Source organism: Chroococcidiopsis sp. (genome assembly GCF_051657925.1).
Lineage (GTDB): Bacteria > Cyanobacteriota > Cyanobacteriia > Cyanobacteriales > Chroococcidiopsidaceae > Chroococcidiopsis.
Map to the genome: position 1 here is coordinate 1 of NZ_JBOFLP010000357.1, position 24,239 is coordinate 24,239.

Consider the following 24,239-nt stretch of genomic DNA (forward strand, 5'->3'; position numbering starts at 1 on the left):
ATTTCAGTGTTACTAGTTTTGATGGTTTCCTGTGCCATACGTTTGATTTCAGGATTTGGAGATTGAAGTGCTGACTCTGCTGCTTCAACCATTTTCATCCGAAGCATAATCATCTCATCAATGAAACGCCTAGATCTTGTCTCATTCAGGGGACTAGATGGAGATTTTTGAGCTATTTGGCTATTCATTTCGATGGTATTAGCATGGTTAGTCATGCGAGTATCTGCATTATTTGACTGTGTAGCACTTGCGGAGGTAGTTGCTATAGCTAAGCCAATAGTTGTAAAGGCAATACTTTTTACAAGAGTATTCATGCGAGTGAGTTTCCTTCTGTCGAATTTGTGTCATACTGATGTTCCAGAGTTAGATTAGCTCGATCTCCCTGATACAACTATGACCTTTAAAGAATTACTCTAAAAGGATTGCCTGAGAAATCGCTGAGTTCATACTAAAAAATCTCTGAGTCAATCGAGATTTTGGCTTAATAATGTCGAACTAGGGCAATGCTTTGACATACCCAATCTGTGGAGCTGAATAGATAGAAACAAATACAGCATCTTCTGTACCCTCATTCACTGCTCCGTGAATCTGCGATCGATCTGCAACAGCACATTGCCCCACACTTAGTGTTTGGCGCTGACCGTTCCCTAAATAATAAGTCAGCGTTCCTTTTAACATTACCCATGTATCCTGTCCGCTGGGGTGAAGATGAGCTTCAACCTTTTGTCCAGGTTGTACCGCCCAAACTGCAACACTAGAGTTATCCGTCACCACAACTTCAGTAACTCGAGCGCATTGGTCGGAAAAGCGTGCGTAGGCTTGGAGGTCAAAGATTCTTTCGTACATCAGCTCAACCGTAACTACCAACTTTATGTCGTAAACACTAGTAGGTGGTTGAAGTTTGGCTCGACAAACATGTCAACCTAGCAGTAAAGCATTCAGCGATCGCTGTGTTTCCTACGGTTGACTATGCTACATGCTGTTGAATATTTTTAGTGTTTGCTCAACTACTAAATTTAGATGAGCGTGTCATATTTAACAAAGATAAACTCGCATACTCAAAGCTTTTCTTGTAAAATCATCTGCACCCCTCTCGCAGGAGCAAAAGTCACACCTCGGCGCACAGGATATTCAGGCTCGCGATCTGCAATCGCCAATCGATAGCGAGAAAGCATTTTGGCTACGACTAATTTCATCTCAAATAGCGCTAATGCTTCCCCAAGACAACGACGCACACCGCCGCCGAAGGGGAAGAATTCATAAGGCGAGAACTTTCGTTCTAAAAAGCGTTCTGGCTTAAACGATCTAGGTTCTGGATAGAGATCTGGGCGCTGATGAGTTAGATAAATACAACATCGCGATCGCCAATTACAGGAGCGTTAAAAATATCTCCGTAACGTTTTGCAGCGTCCATGTAAGCGAGCGAGTTGCGGGCGTACTGAATTTTTTGCTGCCAACGAGGAGCTGACGAACCATTGGGAAGTCGAGATTTTGAAATCATCGGTTAACTTCGAGCGAAAAAAGGTAAGAAGATTTTGTTGAAGATTCGGTCAAACTTATTTTGTCATCAGATGTTACACATCTAATTCGCACTACATAGTTAACCACATGCCAAGCCTAGCAAAGCTTTCAGTTTTTTGACTTTTAACTTTTAACTTTTGACTTACTTATAGCGCGATCTCTAAAGTCGAGTTGATAGATTGTTGGCTCTCTCCTCCTGATAAATCTTTTGAACAGATCTTCTCCCATAAAAAATGGTAAGAATGGCGGTGGCGTATGCAACTAAGCTATAAATCGCAGCAGGAACAGCCATATCGGGATTGTTTAACAGTCCGGCAGTAATCGCGATCGCTAGCGTCGCATTTTGAATTCCCACCTCAATTGCAATACAGATCCGTTGGGCAAAATTCAACTTAAACAACTTGCCAAACCAAAATCCGATCGCCATTGAGATTATATTCAGCAATGTTACGCCAATTCCTACTTGGGCGATAAAACTGGGGATGCGATTCCATTCATGAATGATAATCGCCACGATAATCAAAGCAAGAAAAGCAACGGCAAGCCGATTCGCGGTCTTCTCTAGTCGGCGGGCTAAGTTAGGAAACTTTTGCCGAATCGACATTCCCAAAACAATTGGTAATATGGCGATCGCGAAGATTTGCAGCATGGTTTGCCCAATTGGTAAGGCGATCGCCGCATTTTGTCCGATAAAATATTGCAGTGATAGATTTGCAAATATGGGAATTGTGAATACGGTAATAGCGCTACTCAAAGCCGTTAAAGTTACGGAAAGGGCGACATCTCCTTTCGCCAAATAAGTAATCATGTTGGAAGAAGGTCCGCCTGGACACAAAGCCAGTACCATTAATCCCACTGCCATTTCCGGCTGCATTGGTACGATAGAAGCGACCAGAAAGCCGACGATGGGGAGAAAGAGCAATTGACTGACTAGACCAATAGCGACGGCTTTGGGATAGCGGGTGACTCGTTGAAAGTCTTCTGGCACGAGGGTTAACCCCATGCCTAGCATTACGGTTGCTAGACCTATCGGTAAGAGGACGGCGGTAAAAAAGCTGGTTTGCATAGATTAAGCTAGGGTGAAGTACTAAAAGTGCGGTTCTGCTGCAAAAAATCTTTGAAATGACCAACAACTAAAAACCGCTCGCTTAGATCTGCTGCTATCACTTCAGTGTCAAGACCTGGGTACTGATGGAGAGCGAGCATGGTCTGGATTACGACGTTTAGTTTTTGGCATCTAAGCAGCTCCTTGCTTGAGCACTCCTTCACCGTCGCATTGCCATTAGAGCAAGTAAATCCTGTATTTTTACCTATTAATTTATTGCACCTAAGCTTAACTTGTTAGGGATGGGATAGGTTTGAGTAGAGGAAGCACTTGAATTTTAGACTTATGGCAGTTCGTACTACTTATACTACTACCCCGAATATTTTCTAGTTGGCATTTGTCAACTCTCACATCTTTTAACCTACTGGTTGAGGTAATCTATGTCACTAATTGACACCTTTTCACAATTTGAATCGCCGTTCTCGTTTGACGGCATGACTCATGAAGTTTATTGGAAAAGAGCCGGAAGTTCCAACGAGCGATCGCCAGCAATCTTACTCATGCACGAACTACCAGGAATGACAGAGAGTTGTCTGGAGTTTGCTAATCGCTTAGTTGACAATGGATTTACAGTTTATCTTCCCCTTCTATTTGGCAAAGCTGGTGAGTCAGATGCGATTGCTACAGTTGTTGCAAATTCTCTAATTTATACGGCTCAAATTTGTATCAGTAAAGAGTTTAATGCACTGAAAGAGCGAGAATCTAGCCCGATTACCAACTGGTTGAGAGCGCTTTGCCGACAGATTTACAGCCTACCCGAACACCAAAGTTTTAGTGGAATTGGTGCAATTGGTATGTGTTTGACAGGTGGATTTGTCCTATCGCTGATGATAGATGAAACCGTGATGGCTCCAGTTGCTAGTCAACCTTCCCTACCCTTTGGCTTGACAGATTCTCAAAAGAAAGCACTAGGAATTTCGCCGGATGAGTTAGCAATAGCGAAGGAAAGAGCGAAGAAAACAGGTTTACTGGCGCTACGTTTTGAGGAAGATCGAATTTGTCCGCGAGAGCGTTTTGACACCTTAAATAAAGAATTTGAAGATAGTATTGAGTGTAAGATTATCTCTGCTCAGGAAAGAAAGCGAGACGGCATTCGACCCAGCCCCCATGCTATTTTTACAATTGATTTCGCGGATAAGCAGGGAAATCCACACCATTGTACCCAAGAAGCTTTGGAGCGACTCATCAAATTTTTGCGAGAACGATTGTTTTAAAGCTGGCGACATTTCAATTGCGTTAAAGCATTAGGGATTGAAACAGCTTTAGCTAATTACGCTCAAGAGGTCGCTCCACTAGTCCACCAATACCAGATAGCGAGCGATGAAGGAAAATTTAGAGAAGAAACCTAATTTGCACGGATGCGATCGCCCTTTTATCAAGAGAATTGGGACTTGGGGGCAGCCGTTTGGCAAGTGAGGGGGAGCAATCGCTCCCTATGCGCTCCCAAAGCGATCGTGCCGTTGGTCAAAATCGACGATTGGACCCTTCGGCACAATTCGATTGGGATTAATCTCGGTCATACTTATGTAATAGCCACGCTTGATATGGTCTAGATTGCACGTCACTTTGAATTGGGGACGCTGATATAAATCCAGTAGATAATTCCAGAGATTCGGATAATCAAGAATTCGCCGTAAATTGCACTTAAAGTGACCGTAATACACCGAGTCGAAGCGATAGAGCGTTGCAAACATGCAAATATCGGCTTCTGTGAGGCGGTTGCCACATAAATAACGCTGCTTGCCCAGAATAGTTTCCCATCGCTCTAAATTCTCGAACAGTTGGGTCACGGCTTCTTCGTAGGCTGCTTGTGATGTCGCAAAACCAGCGCGATAGACACCAACATTGATCGGCAAATAAATTGCGTCGATCGTTTCATCAATCTGCTGTTGTAAGTCGCGTGGGTATAAGTCGATTTTCTGCGTTGCCAAGGAAGCAAACTCTACGTCAAACATCCGCATAATTTCGCGAGATTCGTTATTGACAATTGTTAGAGTTTGCCGATCCCACAGCACCGGAACAGTGACTCGCCCCGTGTATTTGGGATCGGCTTTGAGGTAAATCTCTTGCAAATATTCAGCGTGATTCACCCAGTCAGGAATGGCTCCTGGTGCTTGACTAAACATCCAGCCTTTGTCACTCATAATCGGATCGACAATAGAAACTGAGATAACATCATTCAACCCTTTGAGTTGGAGCATAATTAAGGTGCGATGCGCCCACGGACATGCCAAGGAAACATAGAGGTGATAGCGTCCTACTTCTGCCTTAAACCCGCTCTTTCCATCGTTAGTCACGCGCTCTCGAAAAGTTGTTGGGATCATCTCATGAAACTCAAGGTTTTGATTTTGCTCGTTCTTATAGGTTATCCATTTACCTGCGACCATCATTCCTGATGCCATAACCCTCTCCTAAATGTATTGGTGTAATTGTGCCTTTGCTGCTCTAGTTAATTCGATAAAAGTGTTATTAGAGTAGTCTTATGTTGTCGTTTTTTTTGAGCGCTCCTGCTGTTAAATAACTCATTTGGTTGATGTTAGGTTTGCCTTGAAAGTTTAATAATTGGTGATAGGTTAGACAAGGAATGGCATAATTAAGTACGTTCGCAGCAATCCAAAGTCTTAGAGCAATCGCAAATAATAAAGGGTGCAGTCTAATATTGCACCCCAGCTTAAACATAAAGTTTTAAATTTAAAATTGAATTGTTGTTATATAGCTTCACGACTCACATGCTAGATTCCAGAAAATCTATTCTGGATGGATAAATTTAGTTAAGGTCATCGCCATGCTGCTACTCGGTTCTTGTTATTGTGGAGCGGTGCGCTTTAGCGTCAACAGCCCACACCCATACCCTTATATGCGTTGCTACTGCTCTATCTGCCGTAAAACAGCGGGGGCTGGTGGCTATGCTATTAACCTTGCTGGCGACAACACGACTCTGATGGTAGAGGGTGAAGAGAATATCACCGTTTACCGCGCCAAAATCCAGAATCCTGAAGATCCGGAACCAATTCAAAGTGAAGGAGAGCGCCGCTTCTGTCGTCATTGCGGTTCGTGCTTGTGGGTTTACGATCCAAGTTACCCAGAGTTAATGCACCCGTTCGCCTCAGCAATTGACAACGATTTACCCAAGCCACCAGAGCATACCCACATCATGCTCGATTTTGCAGCGAGTTGGGTAGAGGTTCCTGAAGTTGGGGGCGATCGCTATCATCAACGCTATCCCGATGAATCTATTGCCCAGTGGCATGAAAGACAAGGACTAACAGACTAGTGATGGAAGCTGAAAACTGAATAGACAATTACAGTAGAGTTAAATAGCTCTCTGTATCCATTAATAGACAAAGCAATTCTAAACGTCCGCTGGACAACTAGAAATATTGAAGCAGCCCCAGAATAACAACCCCAGAATAACAACACACACCAGGATTGCTGACAATAAACAACGCACTCACTATACGTATAGTGCATTGCACGCACTGGTATTGTACTACAGGGACACTTGGAACTACTGCGACATCGTAACAATCGCAGTTTGACCGATCTCTGTCCGGTTGGCGAGATCGCTTACATAGCAAACCCAAGTATTTCTACAACACGACTTTTCTCTGGAGTCGAGTGTTGTAGGCGACGAGATTCAAGCTCTGTTCGCGTGTTGGTCGTACAGTAGTCGAGCGCTCCAGTTTTTGGAGTTGCCGCAGAAATTCCACCTACTTCACCAAAGTTCTCTGTCCTCAACAATTTTTTGCAATTACGCTACCTTCTTGTATTGTATATGTGGGAAATACATGGTGGAGTTTTCCCTCCAAAAAACAATATATGAAATCTACTATCAATCAGTCTTTGAATCCCGATTCTAGAGAAGGCGACGATTTTTTCCTGAATCACCCCCAGAAGTTGGATAATCCATTTCCCGATTTGCAGTATTTTCGGGAAAATCATCCTGTCTTCTTTTATTCTCCGTTGAACCAATGGTTTGTGTTCAAGTACGACGATGTGGCTGAGTTATTTAGCGATTCTAAACTCAGCCCCAATCGAATGAAAGGATTCGTAGATGTGGTTCCTGAAGAAGTCCGTGAGGAGATGAGACAGATCGTGCCTTACTTAGAGATGTGGGTACTGGCAAAAGACGGACAAGATCATGCTCGACTCCATGATTTTTTGCATCTCGGATTCAATGCAGCTGTGGCGCGTGGTTTGAAGCAGCAGACGCAAAAGTCTGCCAACGATCTGCTCGATCGTGTCGAAGCTCAAGGTTATATGGATGGTTCTGGCGATTATGGATTTCTACTCACCGCCTATGTTCTTTCCGACTTTTTAGGAGTGCGTCAGGAAGATCGCCACCAGGTCATCCAGTGGTCGGTGGACTTTGTAGACTTCTTCAACATCATCCCAATTACAGCCGATATGACTCGACGGCTGGTGCAAAGTGCTAATGGATTGATCGAATACACTCGGGAGTTGATTGCCCAACGGCGGGTCAAGCCGCAAGACGATTTTTTGAGTACGCTAGTCAAGGCACAAGCAGACAGAGGGCAGGTTACAGATGACGAAATTGTCGCAAATGCCATGCTGATTTTGCTTGCCGGACATTTGGCGGTGAGAAACCTGATTGGCAATGCGATTTATCTACTTCTGACTCACCCAGAGCAACGAGCAAAACTTCAATCGCAACCAGAATTATTAGCCAATGCGATTCAGGAAGTCCTGCGCTACGAACCACCCGTGATTCTGATTCCACGAGTTGCGACTGAGGACTTTGAGTTTCACGGGCAGACGATTCGCAATGGACAAATCGTTCAACTCAGTATTGCATCTGCCAATCGGGACTCAGACCACTTTCACGAACCAGATCGTTTTGACATCAGCCGCAACGCTAGTAAAGCTCTGAGCTTCGGTCATGGTCCGCACTCTTGTCTGGGAGCTGTTTTAGCCAAACAAGAGGCAGTTGTCGCCCTAGAAAATTTATTTCGGCGAATGCCCAACGTCAGACTCGACGAAAGCCAGCCGATTAAATGGTATCGAAATGCTGGGAATCGGGGACCGGAAATTTTACCTCTGATCTTTTAAGGTAAAGCAAAAGCTCGCGCGATCGCGCGAGCTTTCGTCACGAGGTGGCAATCTGAAAGTCGCGAGGTATTACGATGCGATCGTGTCTTTATAATATTAGGTTAATTCTTTGCTTGGAGATATTTATAGTTAATGATGCTTCAGCGTTCGCGATTGATTTAACTCAAATAATTATAAAAATAAGATGTATTTCCAACTGTCTCCAATTCTTGGGCGCTGGGGAGTGGGGTCTTTTAGGCGATCTCTCAGCTTATAACTCTGGTAATAGAGAACGACTATTAACGTTTCATCCATAGTTTTCGTACAGTGTTTTGATGTTATGTCCTGTCATATGCGCGACATTCACAGGATTCATCCCTAGGAACGTGAAAACACCCTCTACTAGAGGGTTTTATGCGAAGCCCGTGATGAGGATTGAACTCATGACCTCACCCTTACCAAGGGTGTGCTCTACCACTGAGCTACACGGGCAAATTAAACTTTTGCTTTTATCTTATTTTGCTTTTATCTTAGAACATAAAGGGTAAAAGCTTTTTGCTCTTATCCTTTATTCCTTAGACTTGTGGATATGGGCCGAGCTGGATTTGAACCAGCGTAGGCATAGCCAACGGATTTACAGTCCGCCCCCATTAACCGCTCGGGCATCGACCCATTGAATCCACCGATTTATTATATTAACATGGACAATTTGAGATTGCAAGGCTTATGTGAGCAATTCTCCAGTTTCTTGCAAAGAATGCAGACGGTGGTAAATTCCTGCTTGGTTTAATAGCTCTGTGTGGCTGCCAACTTCTACAATCCTACCGCGATCGAGCACGACAATTTTATCTGCTTCCCGCACTGTACTGAGACGGTGGGCGATAATGATGGTGGTGCGAGTACCGAGAATGGAGCGCATGGCAAGCTGAATTGAACGCTCTGATTCGTAATCTAGGCTAGAGGTAGCCTCGTCAAAAATTAGAATGTCTGGGTTTACTAGCAATGCTCTGGCAATTCCTAAGCGCTGTCTCTGTCCGCCAGACAAGCGCACGCCTCTCTCACCCACTACAGTAAAATATCCTTCAGGTAATTGCGCGATCGCTTCATCCAGTCGGGCGATCGCGCAGGCTTGTTCTACCTGCTCGAAAGTAGCACTACGATTGCCGTAAGTTAGGTTCTCTAACAAACTACCATTGAATACGTCCACCTCTTGATGCACGATCGCCAACCGTCTGCGGTAAGCTGCAATATCAAATTGCCGAATATCTTGCCCATCTAGCAAGATTTGTCCTGCATTTGGTTCAAAATAGCGATACAGTAATTTGACCAAAGTAGATTTGCCCGAACCCGATCGCCCTACCAATGCTACTGTTTGATAAGGTTCGATCGACAAGTCAATCTCTCTCAATACCGGACGTAGCGGATCGTAACCGAAAGTAACGCTAGCTAATTCTAATTTGCCGGTAAAACGATATTGAGTTACATCAGATGAAGTCTCTAGACTGCCAGCATCTTTACCTATGGGGTGTTGCATAAACTCATGCAGTCGCATCATAGAAGCATACCGACGTGCAAAGATTTCGGCAAAGTTGCTAATCGGTTCTAACTCTGCATAAGCCATACTCGAAACAGTTAAAATTGTGATAAAGTGTCCCAGCGAAATTTGCCCTTGAATTGTGGCTCTAAGAGTTAATCCCAATACGCCAAAAACGCACAATTGAATTACAATTTTTTGCCAAGTTCCTAGTTTTACATAACCTAAATGGATGCGAAATAGTACGACTTTTAACTCGCGATTGAGGCGTTGACGCTGACGTTTCAGCTCTAAGCCTTCTGTAGCAAAAGCCTTGACTGTTTTGATATTGGCGATCATTTCTGAAGTTCGACTTTCTGTATTTTCCATATACCGCTCTAGTCGTTCTTCTTGTTTAATCAACCGTGTCAAATCTTTGAGACTAAAGCCAAGAATAAAGACAAACGACATTAAAAATAAAACAGCAATGCGCCACTCAATAAACCAAATCACTACAAAAATTCCCAGAACGCGAAACAGTTTAGGAATTAACTGTCCGGCTATCTCTGGATATGTCCAAGTGTGATTGCTTAATCCTCTGGCTACTCGACCGGAGATTCTACCTGGGTTATTTACATCGTAAAATTCTAACGGCAGAGTTAGGATTTTGGCGATCGCTTTTCGCGTGTGATACTGACGCGCTCGCAAGGCTATATCCCAGTGAAACCAACCGCTCAACCACATTTGCGTCGGACCTTTGCCAACAGTGACGACAAAAATCAAACTCATCAGTACGATTAGAGATAGGAAACGATCGCGTGGCAAATTAGTGAGTTGAGAAATGGCAACAATTGCTTCTTGTATGAGACGATCTAAGGGTTGGTTAGACAGTACGTTTAATATCTGTCCGATCGTATAAGGAACCACCAAATCGACAATTTCGAAAAAACAGGCTGCGGCAATGCTAAACAGGGCAATTGTCCGCCAGGGACGATAATATTTGAATAAGTCTTGAAATTTCGCCATAATGCTTGGGAGCCGAACTCTTTAGCACGGTGCTACTGGGAGACCTATACTACACTATACTACAAAAGTTAAGTTGTGGCGATCGAGCGGCAATGTTATAGGTTTGTTAAGTCAAATTGAGACTTGCTCGAAGTCAACATTGCTCCCAGTCAATATTGTGTTAGTCTACTAAAAGAAAAGTAGATTCGGTGGTAGTGTTTGTTCAATTATTCACAAGCGCCTCTCCGGAAGTACTTCGACAACACAGTGAGGGACGCAATGTCAGTATACGTAGGAAACTTGTCTTATCAAGTCGCAGAAGAAGAACTCAGCAAAGTATTTAGCGAATATGGCACCGTAAAGCGGGTGCAACTACCCACCGATAGAGAAACTGGTCGTCCGCGCGGCTTCGCTTTTGTAGAAATGGAAACAGAAGCAGCGGAAGCAGCAGCGATAGAAGCTTTAGACGGTGCTGAGTGGATGGGCAGAGAACTTAAGGTCAATAAGGCTAGACCGCGCGAAGAAAAGAGCCGTGGTGGTAGCTGGGGAAATAATCGCGGCGGTGGCGGCGGTGGTTACTCGCGCAATCGCTACTAAATTCCTTTGAGACGAAAGTAGACAGTTACAATTAGAGCAAAATTTCCAATTTCGATCGAATGCATTAGCATTTCCGACAGAACTTGCTACTGTAATTTAGCTGGATAGCTTGAAGTTCAATGTTAGTCTCGCACTCACTGTCAGGAGTGTACCAGTTTGAACGGGCAATTTAGCACAAACTCTTTTCAGAGGAGGTGCAATTGCCCGATCGTCAACGCAAGTTTAGGAGGAGATACTATGACCCAAGTGGTTGTGGGTGAAAATGAAAATATAGAATCGGCATTACGTAGGTTTAAGCGTCAAGTCTCGAAGGCTGGGATTTTTCCAGATTTAAGACGACTGCGCCACTTTGAAACTCCAATTGAAAAGCGCAAGCGCAAAGCGATCGCCAGAAGACGTAAGAGAAGCCGCTTTTAAAGATCTGTTTGTGAGGAAAATTCCAAGCGGTAGCGATAGAGAGCAACGGGGCGATCGCCCGCTTTAAAGTAATCTGGATCTTGAGCAGATAGGTAAACAGCCGTAAACTGGTCGGCGACAATTTTAACAGTAGAATTGGGTACGTAGTGATATGCGGTTGTCGATTCTACTTGGTTGAAATAGGGACGCGCCCTATTACCGCGAAATTGCTGCCCGAATACTTCTGTAGTAACATATCCATTCTCTGCTGTCACTTCTGTAGTACGACCAGTCACAATCGAAATGAGTTGGCGATCGCCCTGTAATAAGGTAATCTGACGGTTGGGCGAGTCTGGATCGACTTTTACTGCTTTCACAGTGCGATCGCCCAGATATGCTCTTGCTAGACTTAGACCATTAAAAGCTCGATCTGCTACCACAGCCGATTTTACCTTCACAGGCTGGGGAATTAACTTTAAGGGTTGTCCGAGTAAGTTTTGCTTGATAAACTTGACTTGAAACTGAACTGGTTGGTTCAAATAACGCCGATTACCTTCAAATCCAGGGGTAGTAATCTCTGGGGCTAAAGGAGCAACCAAATCAACTAAAGTACTTTTTACCATCCAAGTTCCTGCCATCCACTCTGGATAGACTAAATCGCCAGATGCAACCTGTACTGTAGGCTTATTATCCCATTTAGGAAAGGTTGCAATGCGATCGTTTAATTGTCCGGCATTAGCTTCACCTATCCAGAATAAGAATAAGACTAGAGTTAGGGATAGCAACCGAGTTTTTTTCACGAGAAAGTTTTTCAACACTTACAAACTTTCAACTGGTACAGGTTCCCATACTTCACCGTACTTTTCTCGTAAGGAATGCCAAGTTTCTACCTGTCCAGGCTCGTATTCTCCTGGTTTGCCCCATTGTAGAAATAAACTCAAAGCAGGCTGATTTTGTTGGTCTAATAATCGAATTGCATATGTTGTAAAATTACCTCGTTTCGCTTCCCCAGTCTCGAACTTAACTTGCTGAATTTCATCCATATTCAAGTGAAATTCAAAGCCTTCGGCGTGCATATTTGCATATTTCCCTTTGGGTAATTCAGCATAAAACAGCTTTTGTAACTTACTGCGGACTTCTAAAACACCCGCGCTGCTAGTGACAATGATACGCAGCGTGGAGAGGCTTTCGCAGGCTTCCAAGAATTCTTTTAGTGTGGCAGACATGAGGAGATAAGGAACTAAGGCTATTGTTTGTCAATTTCTAACAGTGTTGCTAGAGAAAGTTTCTGACGCAGATCTAACATTTCTGCTAAAGATCTACTACAAGGAAAGTATACATCATTTTCTGGTTCTGAATTCGATTCGGTTTCAGAAGGGGAGATATCTTCTACTGACGATAATTCCGATCTCTGATGAAAAACAATATTTTCAAAGATAAGATTTTTCTCTTCTGGTGTTAGTTCTAGCGTCTCTAAAAAGTTTTCTTTTCCATCGTCTAATGAATCTTCTTCTATTAAAATAGTAAACTCGTCTGTTTGTGAATGGATATTTAGCTCCGATTCTGCCTCCATAGAAGATTCTGCCCAAGTCGGTTTTGGTTCTGAAAGTTTGAGGGAGGAAAGACTGAGAATTGATTCTCGCAATGGCGAAAATTGTTGCTGAGGAGAAGAGTGAAATTGTAAGAAAAATTGAGACAAGTCTGACGATGACTTAGACAAACGCTTGGCGATCGCAACTCCACCTACAGCAGCCCCCAGAGTGACTGCACCTAGCAACCACGAAGACAAAGAATTATCAGATGATGCAGGTGAAGGATTTGAAGTATTTGCAGGAGTTACAGATGTCGTTCCAGTTTCTTCTTTCAAAACGCCAATCTGAAATATACTCGTGATAGAAGAGTAAATAGCGAATAATAAAAAAGCACTAACTCCAAGCAAAACCAACCTTGGATAGCGCTGAATCAGTTCTCGAATGAAATAAGAATTAGCTACTTTTTTTCGTTTGTTTTGCATTCTAACTCTTTTAATTTCATCGTCTGAAGCAAGAGGCTTAGTAATAGTATGTTGCGAACTATTTTGATGCTGCATTAGAGAAAGTGAGTAGTAAGTGGGAAGTCAGAAGTCAGAAGTCAGAAGTCAGAAGTCAGAAGTCAGAAGTCAGAAGTTATTCTCCCCACTTCCTGTTCGTGCGCTCCCTTTCTTCACTGACAACTGATAACTGATAACTGTCAACTGTTATCGGTTTCTTTCTAAAGCTAATTGAATTAATCGATCGACTAATTCTGGAAAGGGAATACCGCTTTTTTCCCACATCATGGGATACATACTAGTCGCAGTAAAACCAGGGATGGTATTAATTTCATTGATTAAGACTTCGCCGCTTTCTGTATAGAAAAAATCTACTCTAGCCAAGCCAGCAGCATCGACAGATGCGAAAGCTTCGAGAGACATTTGCTGAATTTGAGAGGTAACAGCTTCTGGAATGGCGGCGGGAATTATAATATCTGCCATCCCTGCACTGTATTTGGTTTCGTAATCGTAAAAATCGCTTTGGTAAGTAATTTCGCCCACTACTGAGGCTTTGGGTTCATCATTACCTAAAACCGCACATTCTAGCTCTCTTGCAACCACACCAGCTTCGACAATTATACGGCGATCGTAGCTAGCAGCGTTGTCGAGAGCAGTTTCTAATTCCGATCGCGATCGCACTTTACTAATTCCAACTGAAGAACCCAAGTTAGCAGGTTTGACAAAACAGGGATAACCCACAGTTTCCTCAATGCGATCGCAAAGTTTGGGGAATACGCACGGATTTGACCAGATTTGAGAACGATTGACGGCGACGTACTTCACCTGCGGTAATCCCGCTTGGGCAAATGCCATTTTCATCGCTATTTTATCCATTCCCAGCGCCGAACCCAAAACACCAGAACCAACAAAGGGGACTTGCATTAATTTCAGCAGTCCTTGCACCGTCCCATCTTCTCCATTGGGTCCATGTAAGATTGGAAACCAGACATCAACAGATGCAACTTGAGGTAAAGAAGCTGGGATACAATCGAGCATTTTTGCATCGTGGAAGTTGTTGAGTTGGCTGCTATTTTTCACCTCCTCATCTTCCCATCCACCTAACTGAGACTGAGAAGCAACAGAATCAGCCGACGTGAATACCGGAACCCCCGACTCCAGAACCTTGTGAGATGCTTGTCCTGCTAACCAGCGCCCGTCTTTTTGGATATAAAATGGCAGTAGCTCGTACTTATTTCGGTTTTCTCCCGTCGAGATGGCTTTAGCGATCGCCCTTGCCGAACTAATCGATACCTCATGTTCCCCCGATCGTCCACCGAATAATAGTCCTACCCTCATTTTTGTTATCCTCTCAGCCTCTAGACACTATTAATGCGCAATAGCCTATCACAACTGGGGAAAGAGTGGTCATTTGTCATTTGTCATTTGTCATTGGTGATGCGTGGTGCGTGGTGAAGCGGTCGCCCCCCGCGCGGGTGTCCCGCGCATTGGAGCTGCGTGCCGCGTCGTGGTGCGTGAGAACAAGACACTGCTAACTGGTCACTGGTCACTGGTCACTGGTCACTGGTCACTGATAACTGCTCGTGCGCTCCTTTTTTTTCACTAACAACTGACTACAGGTGTAAGCACGATCTGTGTCAGGCTTTTAAAATCTATACAGAACTTCATAACTTAGGAGAATGGCATGGAATTGCGATCGCTTGGGACATCGGAGATTAAAATTACCCCTATTATTATGGGAACCTGGCAAGCTGGTAAAGCTATGTGGGTAGGGATAGAGGATGCCGAAACTGTCAAAGCGATACGGGCAGCATTTGAGGCTGGTATTACGACCATAGATACGGCGGAAGTTTACGGACAAGGGCATTCAGAACAAATCGTAGCTCAAGCCCTCTCTGACGTGCGCGATCGCGCAATCTATGCAACGAAGGTGTTTTCCAATCATTTAAAACACGACCAAGTTATTGAAGCGTGCGAGCGATCGCTGAAAAATCTCAATACAGATTATATCGATCTCTACCAAATTCACTGGCCCTCTGGTTCGTATAAAAGTGAAGTTGTGCCGATCGAAGAGACGATGGGCGCTTTAAATACATTGAAACAGCAGGGGAAAATTCGGGCGATCGGCGTTTCTAATTTTTCCCGTACCCAACTAGCAGAAGCAGCCCAATACGGGCGGATCGATAGCGTTCAACCACCTTATTCTCTGTTCTGGCGCTGGGCAGAAAAAGATCTCACGCCCTATTGTGTAGAAAATAATATTTCTATCCTCGCCTACTCTCCGCTAGCACAAGGGCTGCTGACAGGAAAATTCGGACCCGAACACAAATTTCATCCCGACGATCATCGCAATAAGAATCGGTTGTTTCAGGGAGAAAATTACGTGCGGGCGCAACAAGCTTTAGATCGACTGCGCCAAATTGCCGAAAAACATCAAATCTCGTTAGCTAATCTAGCGATCGCTTGGTTAATTGCCCAACCGCAAACCAATGCGATCGTTGGAGCGAGAAACGCCGAACAAGCCGTTGCTAATGCTAAAGCCGCAGATGTCTATCTCTCGCCGGAAGAGTTGCAGGAAATTGACGCGATCGGCAGAAGCGTCACCGATCGTTTAGATGAAAACCCTGTTATGTGGAATTTTGATGTTTAAACTTTGATGTTTAAATGGTTGATGGTTAACAGTTAACGGTTGACAGTTGACGGTTGGCTGTCAGCGTTACTTAATATTGCGCGAATTTGGAGAGATTTCACAAATTTTTAATTTTAGTAAATAGTAGGTTGTGGTGGGAAGATAGCAGTGCTACTTTAGATGTATTAGGACACAAACAAAAACAAACAAAAAACAAATCTATCGGGCAATGACCTAGTGTCCCCTGTCAAAAGCCCACTTGAGATCGCTCAAGCATAGACCTAGAGGCAAGTCACCCAAAGGTAAATAACCAAGAGGTGAAAGTACCAAACCTACGGTCTGGAAAGACGCAACTATGCTAGAGATCCAAGAATTGTTCACCTTAGTTGTTGTGCATTAATTGAGTCTGCTTTGAACGAATTAAATTCAACCTACGTTGTAGGGGTCTAGCAGCACTAGCTAGACCCCAAAAAGTTTTTACACGATCGCTGTAGAGACGTTACATGTAACGTCTCTACACCTACGCCGCCACATGTTTTTCGACGGCGGAAACTAAAGTCTCCGTCCAATGGTGGGTGAGTTCGCTACAGGCGGCTTCAACCATGACGCGGATCACGGGTTCCGTACCGGAGGCGCGGACTAAGATGCGACCGCGATCGCCCATTGCGGCTTCGGCTTGGGCGATCGCATTTTGTAGGGGTTCGCACTGTTGCCAATTCATCCGGCGATCGCGGTTTTCAACTCGCACGTTGCGTAATAGTTGCGGATAGGTTTGAAAGCTTTGGTCTACTAATTGGGTTAAAGAGACTCCTGCCTGTCTAACCAATGCAGCTAAGTGGAGGGCAGTTAATAAACCATCCCCAGCAATACCATAGTGACGGCAAAGGATATGCCCCGACTGTTCTCCGCCTAACATACCTCCAGTTCGTACCATTTCTGCTTGTACGTATTGGTCGCCTACAGCCGTCCGAATCATTTTACCACCTTGCTTTTGCCACGCCCGCTCGAAACCCAAGTTTGCCATGACAGTAGAAATAATCAAGTTATCTGGCAACTTTTGCGCTTGTCGCAAGGTTTGTCCCCACAAGTAAAGGATGTAGTCGCCATCTACAGGTCTACCTTGACAATCGACTGCTAGCACTCGGTCGGCATCCCCATCAAAGGCAAATCCCAGGTGGGCTGAATTTTGGTTTACAGCTGATTTCAGCAGTCCGAGGTGAGTGGAACCGCAGTTAACGTTGATCCGATCGCCATCGGGTCGATCGTGCAAACAAATTACCTCTGCACCTAGATCGCGGAATAAACTCGGCGCTAGCCCAACTGCTGCCCCCCATGCCAGGTCTAACACGACACGCATTCCGCTAAAATCCCGATCGGATAACAGCGGCACTTTTAAAGACTCGACGTAGTTCTGGACTAACTCCGGTCGCCGAACGTAGTATCCCTGACCTTGAATAGAGGTGGGTACTACCTTCCCCCCGATCCCTGCTTCAATTGCTTCTTGTAAGGGTTGAGAAAGTTTAGCGCCATCGCTGCCAAAAATTTTAATTCCATTGTCTTCTGGAGGGTTGTGGCTGGCAGAAATCATGACTCCACCTGTAGCATTGCTGGCACTGGTGAGATAGGCAACGCCAGGAGTCGGACATAGACCGATATGCCAAACATCTAGTCCTGCAGCTACAAGACCTTGAGATAAGGCAGTTGCTAGCATTTCACTCGAATTTCTGGAGTCTTGTCCCACGATAACCGGACTGAGATCGTTGTCAGTCTGCTGCTGTAAAACTTGACCCGTCCAGAAACCTACTTGCCAAGCCAAAGCTTCATCGAGTAAATCTCCTACTCGTCCCCGAATGCCATCCGTACCAAATAAAGCTGTAGCGGGAAGATCGAGTTGCGAGTTGCTATTTGATAGTATATTTGTTTTATTTTGGCGATCTCGTCTATAATTTTGCTTTAGCATAAAAATTTTTACTCCTGACTCCTCACGCAAGACCCACGTTTGGAGAATAACACTTCCTTAAAATTTTCGGTAGATTTTTGTAAAACAAAAATATTTTTAGCTCTCAACGGCGATTCGTGTGATAATTAATACATCGGAACAAGCTGAAATTGCTGTCCGGTCTAGTTGTACCTTGACAACTCAGAGTATCGGGTTCTACCCAGTAATTGACATTCAGTGTCGCTTCTGTGGGTAGGTAAAACTCTGACAGTACAGAGGGGAAAGTAGTCTTTTGTACTAGTTCCGGCGCGGCAGGGCAGTTCGTGTCGTCAATAAAGCTCATCGCATCCGTAAGCAATGGCTGGAGTTGGTGAGAAGCCCACACCAAACTTCGTTTGGTGCTGGGAGCTGTCACTATTTTTTAAGTGCTACGTTAGTAGACTTTATCCGCAATCCTACTATCTCTGCGTGCAGATAGAGCAATAGAAGTCGTAATTTTATTTAAAATTGAAATTTGTTTGCTTAAATTTGCGTGTCAGCAGAAAGTTGAGCGCTAGACTCCCAACGCTGTAAGTAGCGGTTGAAATTCCTCCCAAGTCAGCCCCTGCTGGATGTATTGAGGAGACTGAGGATTGTAGGGACTGGCGACGCGATCGATCGCCACAATCCTCGCCGTATCTGGAATGACTGGAACGTCTGGATCGAAGGCTGTAGGACTGGTTAACGAACTGGAGAAACCTTTGAAGATGGCAATGCGATCGCTAACACCGTCAATTTCCACAGTGACGATCAAAACCTCTTGCTTAGCGATCGCCGAATATTTTTCCAGTCGTTTCCCTACAGAATCTATCATTGTCTGACTGCAAATCGTCCTTGTTTACCTAGTTTAAGGAAAACAAAATAGATTAAGTACAAGACGTAAACAACTAAACCCATGCCACCAATAACGCCGAGGAAACCTGGTTGCGTATTTGGATGAAAGATATCTTTATAAACCAAAGGAACTTCCAGCCAAGCTTGACACAACGGATCTTGCAAAAACTTGTCTGAAAAGGCACACTGTAAACTCGGTAATTGAGTGATCGCGCTGATGATACAGTAAAGCGTCACCGCCCAGCGCCAAGCATTGAAGCTGAGTTTCAAAGCACTACCTGGCAGGTCTTCAATTTCTTCATTTAGATCGATCCAAAACCAGAGAGACAAGGGAATGAGAATGCGTGACATCAATCCGGCAAGGAATCCCACCTGGAACGGTGCGATGGACACGTACAATGCGATCGCTAGCAAACTCGCCACCCGCCAGTAAATTGCTAGCAGGTGTTGCATGGGTTGTACTTTTCGTACGACAGCCCAGATAATCAAAACCAATGGCGCTATGACGGTAAATAACAGCGCGAGGCGAAAATCCATCCAAATCAACGGTCGAAACCAAATATCGCTTTGCATATATCGGAGGCTAGAGATCGAGGACTAAGGTTTATGTATTTAACCACCGATAACAATAATAATTGCTAATCGCTAAGTGCCAATTATTTGCTGAAAAATAGCAACAAAGGATACAGAAAAGTTATCCTTGTTGCCATCTAAGTTAATGTTCGGTAATGCTAACTCGAACTTTATTCGTCGTAAACGCGGCATTCAGCAGCTTCAGGGTTTTCATCGCAGTACATTTCTAGAGAAGATTTGGGCTTGACCTGCCGTTTGTGGGAAGCCTCAGCTTGTAATTCTTCTACTGCGTCCCAAGCTGCCGCGCACTCAGCAGAACTGTCGCCGCTGGTTTCGCAAGCACGTCTTGCTAGTTCTCTTTCCTGTTCGATTTGATCGTGGATGTCGCTCATAGATATAAAGTAGTCCAGTATTCCTCTTCTCAGTATAGAAAACCTTCGCAATTGTCAAAAGCGATTGTCAAAGGTTTATTCTGCGATCGTGATGTAAAGCAATCGGGTTTGACCATTCGCTCTACTTGCCTGCGGCAAAAGAACACGGCAGTTACTTTTTAATGAATACAAGCAACTACAACCATATTCTTTAACCAATCATACGATCTAACCTCTGCGTGTAGATCGGACAAAAGGAAGAAATACCTACAAGTCTAGATGCAACAATAGACTATACAGCTAATTAGACCTGCTGGTGATGAATAATAGAGCCAATCCTTTTCTATCTCTTGACTACGAACCTGCCTTAGAATCTCTAGGCGGCGATTATTTTGATGAAGTCAGCGCTGCCGAATTTTCCCAGCATGTTTTGCGCTATCGTAGCGATCGCTTGTTACCTCAAATTGGACTAGATCCCGTAGCAGTAACAGATACAGACTTTATTGAGGCTTTTGGTAAATTTCAAGGACGAGAACCTTTACTAGCACTCCGCTACCACGGCTATCAGTTTGGTGAGTATAACCCGTTTTTAGGTGATGGGAGGGGTTTTCTCTACGGTCAAGTGCGCGGCGTAGACGGCGAACTCTACGATTTTGGCACGAAAGGTTCTGGCACAACTCCCTATTCCCGTGGCGGCGATGGTAGGTTAACCCTTAAAGGCGGGGTGCGGGAAGTTTTAGCAGCAGAGGCTTTGCATTACATGGGTGTGCGGACTTCTCGCTGTTTCAGTTTAGTTGAGACGGGGGAACAACTATGGCGCGGTGACGAACCTTCTCCGACGCGATCTTCGGTGATGGTAAGATTTAGCCGATCGCACATTCGTTTTGGTACGTTTGAACGCTTGCACTATCTCAAACGTACAGATTTAATTAAGAAACTTGTAGACCACGCGATCGAATATTATTATCCGCATCTTTGGGGTAAATCTGATGCTTATGCCCTATTTTATGCCGAGCTAGTTCAGCGAGTGGCGGAATTAACTGCTCAATGGATGGCGGCTGGGTTTTGTCATGGGGTCTTGAATACGGATAATATGTCGATTACGGGTGAAAGTTTTGATTACGGTCCCTATGCTTTCATTCCTACCTACGATCCGCTATTTACTGCGGCTTATTTTGACTATTCCAGGCGTTACTGTTACGGACAGCAGCCAAATATTTGTCAGTGGAATTTGGCAATGCTTCAGAAGCCGTTGAAAGCAGTGATTGATGCAAACGATTTGGAAGCTGGGTTAGCAAAATTTGATGAATGTTATGCGATCGCTTATAGAAGTTTGATGCTGAAAAAGTTGGGGTTGACTGCGACAAACTCATCTGAATTAGATCGGCTGTTGCAATTGACGGTGAGTTTGCTGAAAGATACTCAAATTTCTTACCATCAATTCTTTATTCAATTAACAGAAAGCTTTTCTCCTAGTTGGCGCGAGGATGTAAATTCTATTTTGTTTTTGGTAGATGTTTTACCGCTAGATTATTGGGATGAGTGGCGGAAACTTTATCATCAGGTTTTAGGTCAGCTTTCTCGGGGAGAAATGGATAATGTTTCTCGAAGATTGCAACAAGTTAATCCTAATGTTGCTTTGCTAAGACCAGTTATAGAATCGGTTTGGGAGGCGATTACAAATGAAGATGATTGGCAGCCTTTTTACGATATAGTGCAGCAGATTCAAGGAGGGGAGTAAGGTCTTTTTTTGTGTCCGCGCAAAGGTGCAAAGTAAGGACACAAAGAGATTTTTAGTCGATATATTTATTCTCTTTCCTATATCTGCTTTCTCAGACATTGCTGAAATGCATTTGATCGATAATCGGGATAACAAGAGCAGTTACGCTACATTGTCCTTTTGCAGGATGTTCTTCAGTATAAAGAGAACTCGATTCTGGCGACCAGCATTTGCTAAGTAGCTGTATAATAAATCGTTCGTCCATAGTAATCAGCACCATTGAATTAAGTGAGATTGGTAGGACGATAAATTTTACCAATAGATCGATCGTGGTTAATTTCTATAACTAAATCTACTCGCTGGGAATTTTGAATTAGGGGTTTAATAAATAAATCTGGGTGAAGTGCTTTCCAAAAATATTCTACAAATTGCTCGATTTGTAAATCGGTCATTCCTGTTTTACCTGTTGCTATCATTTGATGCTCAGCATCTTTACGCCACTGTTTGCTGAGACGATAATCAACTGGGTAAAGTATTATTAATCGGTCTAGTTTGTCCCATAAAGGTAAATACTCTTGCAATCGAGTATTCATATCGATAGCAAATTTTCGATCCTCGAAAGTATTAATTGGCGGCGGTGGACGGTCAAAACTAGCTGGATCGATCGGTCTGACTCCCACAAACCAACCTTCAAATAGAACAATATCAGCACCATTCACGATTTCAGGTGTACCGCGATCGCCCGCACCATGCCAAGCTGATTTATCAAAACGAGGAATTTCGATGGGTGAATTGGGATCGGGTTGGCGCAAACGCTCCAAAACCTGCCAACCTAATTGAATATCGTGAGTTCCTGGTGGACCCCGCCAAATGAAACACGGGTCTTGCTGTTGTAAAGCTAGGCGATCGCTATAAGTCTTGTACAAATCGTCCAGAGATAAACTCAGAGTTCGGCAACCCAAATGCTCTAAAATTAAACTAAGTATTTTAGCTAGAGTCGTCTTTCCCGTCCCCTGTCCGCCCAAAATACCTTGAATTAAAGTACGTGACTGCGCCTGACGGTAGGACGCTATTTGCATACCCAAGGGTAGCCACAAACGCCGTAGCGTCTCCTCTAACTGCTGTGGTGGCTTGTGAAGGGTAGTTTGACAGAAATGCTCAAATGTGGGGTAAAAAGAGCGTAAAAGCTGCGATATGTCATTGGTCATTGGTCACTGGTCACTGGTCACTGGTCACTGGTCACTGATTCACGACCCTAGCTTAAACGCCTCTAGAAACAAACTATAAGTCAAACCAATTTTGAGCGCATTTAGTGCTTCTAGCCACAACCCGCGCCTTGCTTGCCAGATACGGTTGTAATAGATGCGATCGATAATTTCGCTGCCAGCAACCAAAACCCCAGCGCCGATAATATCCCAATCAGCCGCTTGTCCGGCTATGGTGGAGAAAGCGGAACCAAGGAAAAAGCCGAATAGCAAGCTGACTACTAAAAAAGATAAGCGCCGCCAAGGATTGAAAAACCATCGCTGTGTTGCTGCCGCAATTGCCCCTAAAAGCCCGTTAATTCGAGTATTTTGCATTTTTTGAAGTTGCTGCTAACTATAACAAAACAAAATTTGAGCTAATATTTCCTTCGCCGTATTTCATCCCAGCTTTAAGCCTGTTTCAATAGTAATAGGGAGGCGATCGCAACAGTTACCAGTTTTACAGTAACCAGTTACCAAAAATAGCATCCCGCTCAGTCACCAAACCGCACGTTAACTTCAAAAATTATCTTTATTTGTAGAGAATATGAACGCCAAATCTTCCGTATCTTATCCTGCGGTAATTATTGCTTCTGTATTGGGTGTATTGGGACTGGTAGGGATATTACTGCTGTGGTTTCAAGTCTCGATTACCATCGAACCGATGGGATCGGATACAGCAGTCTTGCCAGGGAAATCAGCGATAAATTCCCCATCTGAAACTGACGTAACTAACAGTACTGCCACTGTTCCATCAGCTTCCACATCATCAGAGCGATCGGTAGAACGTACAACTATAGCCCAGTCAACTCCACAAGCACCAACCGCAGCACCCGTTCCTGGGGCTTTGCGCGTTAGCAACCAAAGCGAGCAACCTTTGCGCGTCGCACTACTGACAAAACAGCCTGGAACGAATTCTACAGCTAATACAGCTAATAAGGATAAATATAGCGAACCCATCCATTGGGACTTTGCACCTGGAGAAGGTAGCAGCCAAGGATTAATCTTATCTCTACCGCAAGGCAACCTAAAGCTGAAAGAAGGAGATATCATCGTTGCCTTCGCTGAAGATGGATCGCGTCGTTATTGGGGTCCATATGTCGTAGGCGAGACACCAACACCAGTTTTAGATCGCAAAACTTCTGAGTGGCAGTTAGTTTTACAGCCTTAAATCGGTAGTCGGGAGTCGAGAGTCGGCAAAGAATTCAAAATTCAAAATTCACTACACCCCATTCTTCACTGGTCACTGTCACCCCACTCCCTACTACAATTAAACACGACCACTCATACGGGTCGTTTGACCGCACGATCGCATGAAACTGAGTTTGGCTCGCAGCCTCGACCATTGGCTGCAAAACAGATCGGATCGGACAGCCTTAGCTTGGCTGTTGGCTATTATCTGGCTGTTGCTACTAGGAGGAATGGCTTTTTTCTGGCGCTTAGGTAGTAACGGGCTGCTGGATGAGACAGAACCTTTGTTTGTAGAAGCTGCCCGCCAAATGACAGTGACGGGAGATTGGATCACGCCCTATTTCAATGGCGAGACGCGATTTGATAAACCACCTCTAATATATTGGTCGATCGCGATCGCCTTTCACGCTTTAGGAGTCAACGAATGGGCGGCGCGACTTCCTTCGGCGATCGCGGGATTGTGTCTAGTCAGTTTTTGCTTCTA

The 24,239-nt window shown here is 44.3% G+C and carries 29 protein-coding genes, 2 tRNA genes and 1 pseudogene; 9 read left to right on the forward strand and 23 right to left on the reverse strand.

Features of this window, described 5'->3' with window-relative positions; genetic code table 11:
* From ACRC32_RS28530 to ACRC32_RS28550, 5 genes and pseudogenes are all read right to left on the reverse strand, one after another.
* On the reverse strand, positions 1-314 hold a 314-nt coding region (locus ACRC32_RS28530), incomplete at its 3' end, for a hypothetical protein (protein WP_438557143.1).
* A gap of 181 nt (positions 315-495) precedes the next feature.
* Complete coding sequence (locus tag ACRC32_RS28535) at positions 496-846, reverse strand: cupin domain-containing protein (RefSeq protein WP_438557144.1); 351 nt, start codon at positions 844-846, stop codon at positions 496-498.
* 212 nt (positions 847-1,058) lie between these two features.
* Positions 1,059-1,352: pseudogene (locus ACRC32_RS28540) on the reverse strand (cytochrome P450); the annotation flags it as partial.
* On the reverse strand, positions 1,340-1,501 hold the full coding sequence (locus ACRC32_RS28545; protein ID WP_438557145.1) for a hypothetical protein: 162 nt from the start codon (positions 1,499-1,501) through the stop codon (positions 1,340-1,342). The gene ACRC32_RS28545 and the pseudogene ACRC32_RS28540, both read right to left, overlap by 13 nt.
* A gap of 180 nt (positions 1,502-1,681) precedes the next feature.
* Positions 1,682-2,587 (reverse strand): bile acid:sodium symporter family protein, encoded by a 906-nt coding sequence (locus ACRC32_RS28550; RefSeq protein ID WP_438557146.1) that lies wholly within the window; start codon positions 2,585-2,587, stop codon positions 1,682-1,684.
* 419 nt (positions 2,588-3,006) lie between these two features.
* Between ACRC32_RS28550 and ACRC32_RS28555 the strand changes: the two genes are divergently transcribed.
* Positions 3,007-3,840 (forward strand): dienelactone hydrolase family protein, encoded by an 834-nt coding sequence (locus ACRC32_RS28555; RefSeq protein ID WP_438557147.1) that lies wholly within the window; start codon positions 3,007-3,009, stop codon positions 3,838-3,840.
* A gap of 219 nt (positions 3,841-4,059) precedes the next feature.
* On the opposite strand, the gene ACRC32_RS28560 is transcribed toward ACRC32_RS28555, so the two are convergent.
* Entirely contained in the window at positions 4,060-5,028 is a 969-nt protein-coding gene (locus ACRC32_RS28560; protein WP_438557148.1) for a glutathione S-transferase family protein, read from the reverse strand.
* A 383-nt stretch (positions 5,029-5,411) separates the two neighbouring features.
* Here ACRC32_RS28560 and ACRC32_RS28565 point away from each other — a divergent pair, with 383 nt between their 5' ends.
* Positions 5,412-5,900 (forward strand): GFA family protein, encoded by a 489-nt coding sequence (locus tag ACRC32_RS28565; RefSeq protein WP_438557149.1) that lies wholly within the window; start codon positions 5,412-5,414, stop codon positions 5,898-5,900.
* Between the two features lie 293 nt (positions 5,901-6,193).
* Here ACRC32_RS28565 and ACRC32_RS28570 read toward each other — a convergent pair whose 3' ends face one another.
* Positions 6,194-6,364, reverse strand: coding sequence for a hypothetical protein (locus tag ACRC32_RS28570; protein ID WP_438557150.1), 171 nt, complete (start codon positions 6,362-6,364; stop codon positions 6,194-6,196).
* Positions 6,365-6,445: 81 nt separating this feature from the next.
* Here ACRC32_RS28570 and ACRC32_RS28575 point away from each other — a divergent pair, with 81 nt between their 5' ends.
* Entirely contained in the window at positions 6,446-7,696 is a 1,251-nt protein-coding gene (locus ACRC32_RS28575; RefSeq protein WP_438557151.1) for a cytochrome P450, read from the forward strand.
* 399 nt (positions 7,697-8,095) lie between these two features.
* On the opposite strand, the gene ACRC32_RS28580 is transcribed toward ACRC32_RS28575, so the two are convergent.
* The 3 genes from ACRC32_RS28580 to ACRC32_RS28590 all read right to left on the reverse strand — a co-directional run bounded on the left by ACRC32_RS28580 (position 8,096) and on the right by ACRC32_RS28590 (position 10,214).
* Positions 8,096-8,167 (reverse strand) — tRNA-Thr (locus tag ACRC32_RS28580).
* Between the two features lie 98 nt (positions 8,168-8,265).
* Positions 8,266-8,347 (reverse strand) — tRNA-Tyr (locus tag ACRC32_RS28585).
* Positions 8,348-8,399: 52 nt separating this feature from the next.
* Complete coding sequence (locus ACRC32_RS28590; RefSeq protein WP_438557152.1) at positions 8,400-10,214, reverse strand: ABC transporter ATP-binding protein; 1,815 nt, start codon at positions 10,212-10,214, stop codon at positions 8,400-8,402.
* 258 nt (positions 10,215-10,472) lie between these two features.
* Here ACRC32_RS28590 and ACRC32_RS28595 point away from each other — a divergent pair, with 258 nt between their 5' ends.
* The gene (locus ACRC32_RS28595; protein ID WP_015155553.1) at positions 10,473-10,790 is read left to right on the forward strand and encodes an RNA recognition motif domain-containing protein; all 318 of its coding nucleotides are present in this window, start codon (positions 10,473-10,475) and stop codon (positions 10,788-10,790) included.
* A 237-nt stretch (positions 10,791-11,027) separates the two neighbouring features.
* Positions 11,028-11,207, forward strand: coding sequence for a 30S ribosomal protein S21 (rpsU, locus tag ACRC32_RS28600; RefSeq protein WP_015155552.1), 180 nt, complete (start codon positions 11,028-11,030; stop codon positions 11,205-11,207).
* On the opposite strand, the gene ACRC32_RS28605 is transcribed toward rpsU, so the two are convergent.
* The 5 genes from ACRC32_RS28605 to ACRC32_RS28625 form a co-directional block, all read right to left on the reverse strand.
* Positions 11,204-11,986, reverse strand: a complete 783-nt coding sequence (locus ACRC32_RS28605) for a DUF6816 family protein (RefSeq protein WP_438557153.1) — start codon at positions 11,984-11,986, stop codon at positions 11,204-11,206. The two genes, rpsU and ACRC32_RS28605, sit on opposite strands and share 4 nt — an antisense overlap.
* Positions 11,987-12,004: 18 nt before the next feature.
* Positions 12,005-12,412 (reverse strand): ChuX/HutX family heme-like substrate-binding protein, encoded by a 408-nt coding sequence (locus tag ACRC32_RS28610; RefSeq protein ID WP_438557154.1) that lies wholly within the window; start codon positions 12,410-12,412, stop codon positions 12,005-12,007.
* Between the two features lie 20 nt (positions 12,413-12,432).
* Entirely contained in the window at positions 12,433-13,200 is a 768-nt protein-coding gene (locus ACRC32_RS28615) for a hypothetical protein (RefSeq protein WP_438557155.1), read from the reverse strand.
* Positions 13,201-13,422: 222 nt separating this feature from the next.
* Positions 13,423-14,562 (reverse strand): D-alanine--D-alanine ligase family protein, encoded by a 1,140-nt coding sequence (locus ACRC32_RS28620; RefSeq protein ID WP_438557166.1) that lies wholly within the window; start codon positions 14,560-14,562, stop codon positions 13,423-13,425.
* Positions 14,563-14,636: 74 nt separating this feature from the next.
* Positions 14,637-14,765, reverse strand: a complete 129-nt coding sequence (locus ACRC32_RS28625; protein ID WP_438557156.1) for a hypothetical protein — start codon at positions 14,763-14,765, stop codon at positions 14,637-14,639.
* 134 nt (positions 14,766-14,899) lie between these two features.
* On the opposite strand from ACRC32_RS28625, the gene ACRC32_RS28630 reads away from it, so the two are divergent.
* A complete protein-coding gene (locus ACRC32_RS28630) occupies positions 14,900-15,865 on the forward strand; it encodes an aldo/keto reductase (RefSeq protein ID WP_438557157.1) in 966 nt (321 codons plus the stop codon).
* 499 nt (positions 15,866-16,364) lie between these two features.
* On the opposite strand, the gene glmM is transcribed toward ACRC32_RS28630, so the two are convergent.
* From glmM to ACRC32_RS28655, 5 genes are all read right to left on the reverse strand, one after another.
* The gene (gene glmM, locus ACRC32_RS28635) at positions 16,365-17,804 is read right to left on the reverse strand and encodes a phosphoglucosamine mutase (protein WP_438557158.1); all 1,440 of its coding nucleotides are present in this window, start codon (positions 17,802-17,804) and stop codon (positions 16,365-16,367) included.
* Between the two features lie 103 nt (positions 17,805-17,907).
* Positions 17,908-18,198, reverse strand: a complete 291-nt coding sequence (locus ACRC32_RS28640; RefSeq protein ID WP_438557159.1) for a hypothetical protein — start codon at positions 18,196-18,198, stop codon at positions 17,908-17,910.
* 138 nt (positions 18,199-18,336) lie between these two features.
* The gene (locus ACRC32_RS28645; protein ID WP_317107809.1) at positions 18,337-18,636 is read right to left on the reverse strand and encodes a DUF7734 family protein; all 300 of its coding nucleotides are present in this window, start codon (positions 18,634-18,636) and stop codon (positions 18,337-18,339) included.
* Positions 18,633-19,229: a DUF3177 family protein gene (locus tag ACRC32_RS28650; RefSeq protein ID WP_438557160.1), complete on the reverse strand. Its 597-nt coding sequence runs from the start codon at positions 19,227-19,229 to the stop codon at positions 18,633-18,635. The genes ACRC32_RS28645 and ACRC32_RS28650 overlap by 4 nt, the downstream gene beginning before the upstream one ends.
* A 170-nt stretch (positions 19,230-19,399) precedes the next feature.
* Positions 19,400-19,621: a Calvin cycle protein CP12 gene (locus tag ACRC32_RS28655; protein ID WP_438557161.1), complete on the reverse strand. Its 222-nt coding sequence runs from the start codon at positions 19,619-19,621 to the stop codon at positions 19,400-19,402.
* Between the two features lie 298 nt (positions 19,622-19,919).
* Here ACRC32_RS28655 and ACRC32_RS28660 point away from each other — a divergent pair, with 298 nt between their 5' ends.
* Positions 19,920-21,341, forward strand: a complete 1,422-nt coding sequence (locus ACRC32_RS28660) for a protein adenylyltransferase SelO (RefSeq protein WP_438557167.1) — start codon at positions 19,920-19,922, stop codon at positions 21,339-21,341.
* A gap of 91 nt (positions 21,342-21,432) precedes the next feature.
* On the opposite strand, the gene ACRC32_RS28665 is transcribed toward ACRC32_RS28660, so the two are convergent.
* The 3 genes from ACRC32_RS28665 to ACRC32_RS28675 are packed head-to-tail and all read right to left on the reverse strand — an operon-like array spanning position 21,433 to position 22,900.
* The gene (locus tag ACRC32_RS28665; RefSeq protein ID WP_438557162.1) at positions 21,433-21,600 is read right to left on the reverse strand and encodes a YunG family protein; all 168 of its coding nucleotides are present in this window, start codon (positions 21,598-21,600) and stop codon (positions 21,433-21,435) included.
* A 4-nt stretch (positions 21,601-21,604) separates the two neighbouring features.
* Positions 21,605-22,528 carry a glycerate kinase gene (locus tag ACRC32_RS28670; RefSeq protein WP_438557163.1) on the reverse strand — a complete coding sequence of 308 codons (924 nt, stop codon included), beginning with the start codon at positions 22,526-22,528 and terminating at the stop codon, positions 21,605-21,607.
* 39 nt (positions 22,529-22,567) lie between these two features.
* Positions 22,568-22,900 carry a DUF565 domain-containing protein gene (locus tag ACRC32_RS28675; protein WP_192155178.1) on the reverse strand — a complete coding sequence of 111 codons (333 nt, stop codon included), beginning with the start codon at positions 22,898-22,900 and terminating at the stop codon, positions 22,568-22,570.
* Between the two features lie 211 nt (positions 22,901-23,111).
* Here ACRC32_RS28675 and ACRC32_RS28680 point away from each other — a divergent pair, with 211 nt between their 5' ends.
* Together ACRC32_RS28680 and ACRC32_RS28685 are read left to right on the forward strand one after the other, a co-directional pair.
* The gene (locus ACRC32_RS28680; RefSeq protein WP_438557164.1) at positions 23,112-23,735 is read left to right on the forward strand and encodes a hypothetical protein; all 624 of its coding nucleotides are present in this window, start codon (positions 23,112-23,114) and stop codon (positions 23,733-23,735) included.
* A 142-nt stretch (positions 23,736-23,877) separates the two neighbouring features.
* Positions 23,878-24,239 (forward strand): ArnT family glycosyltransferase (locus ACRC32_RS28685; RefSeq protein ID WP_438557165.1); only part of this gene is annotated, 362 nt, incomplete at its 3' end.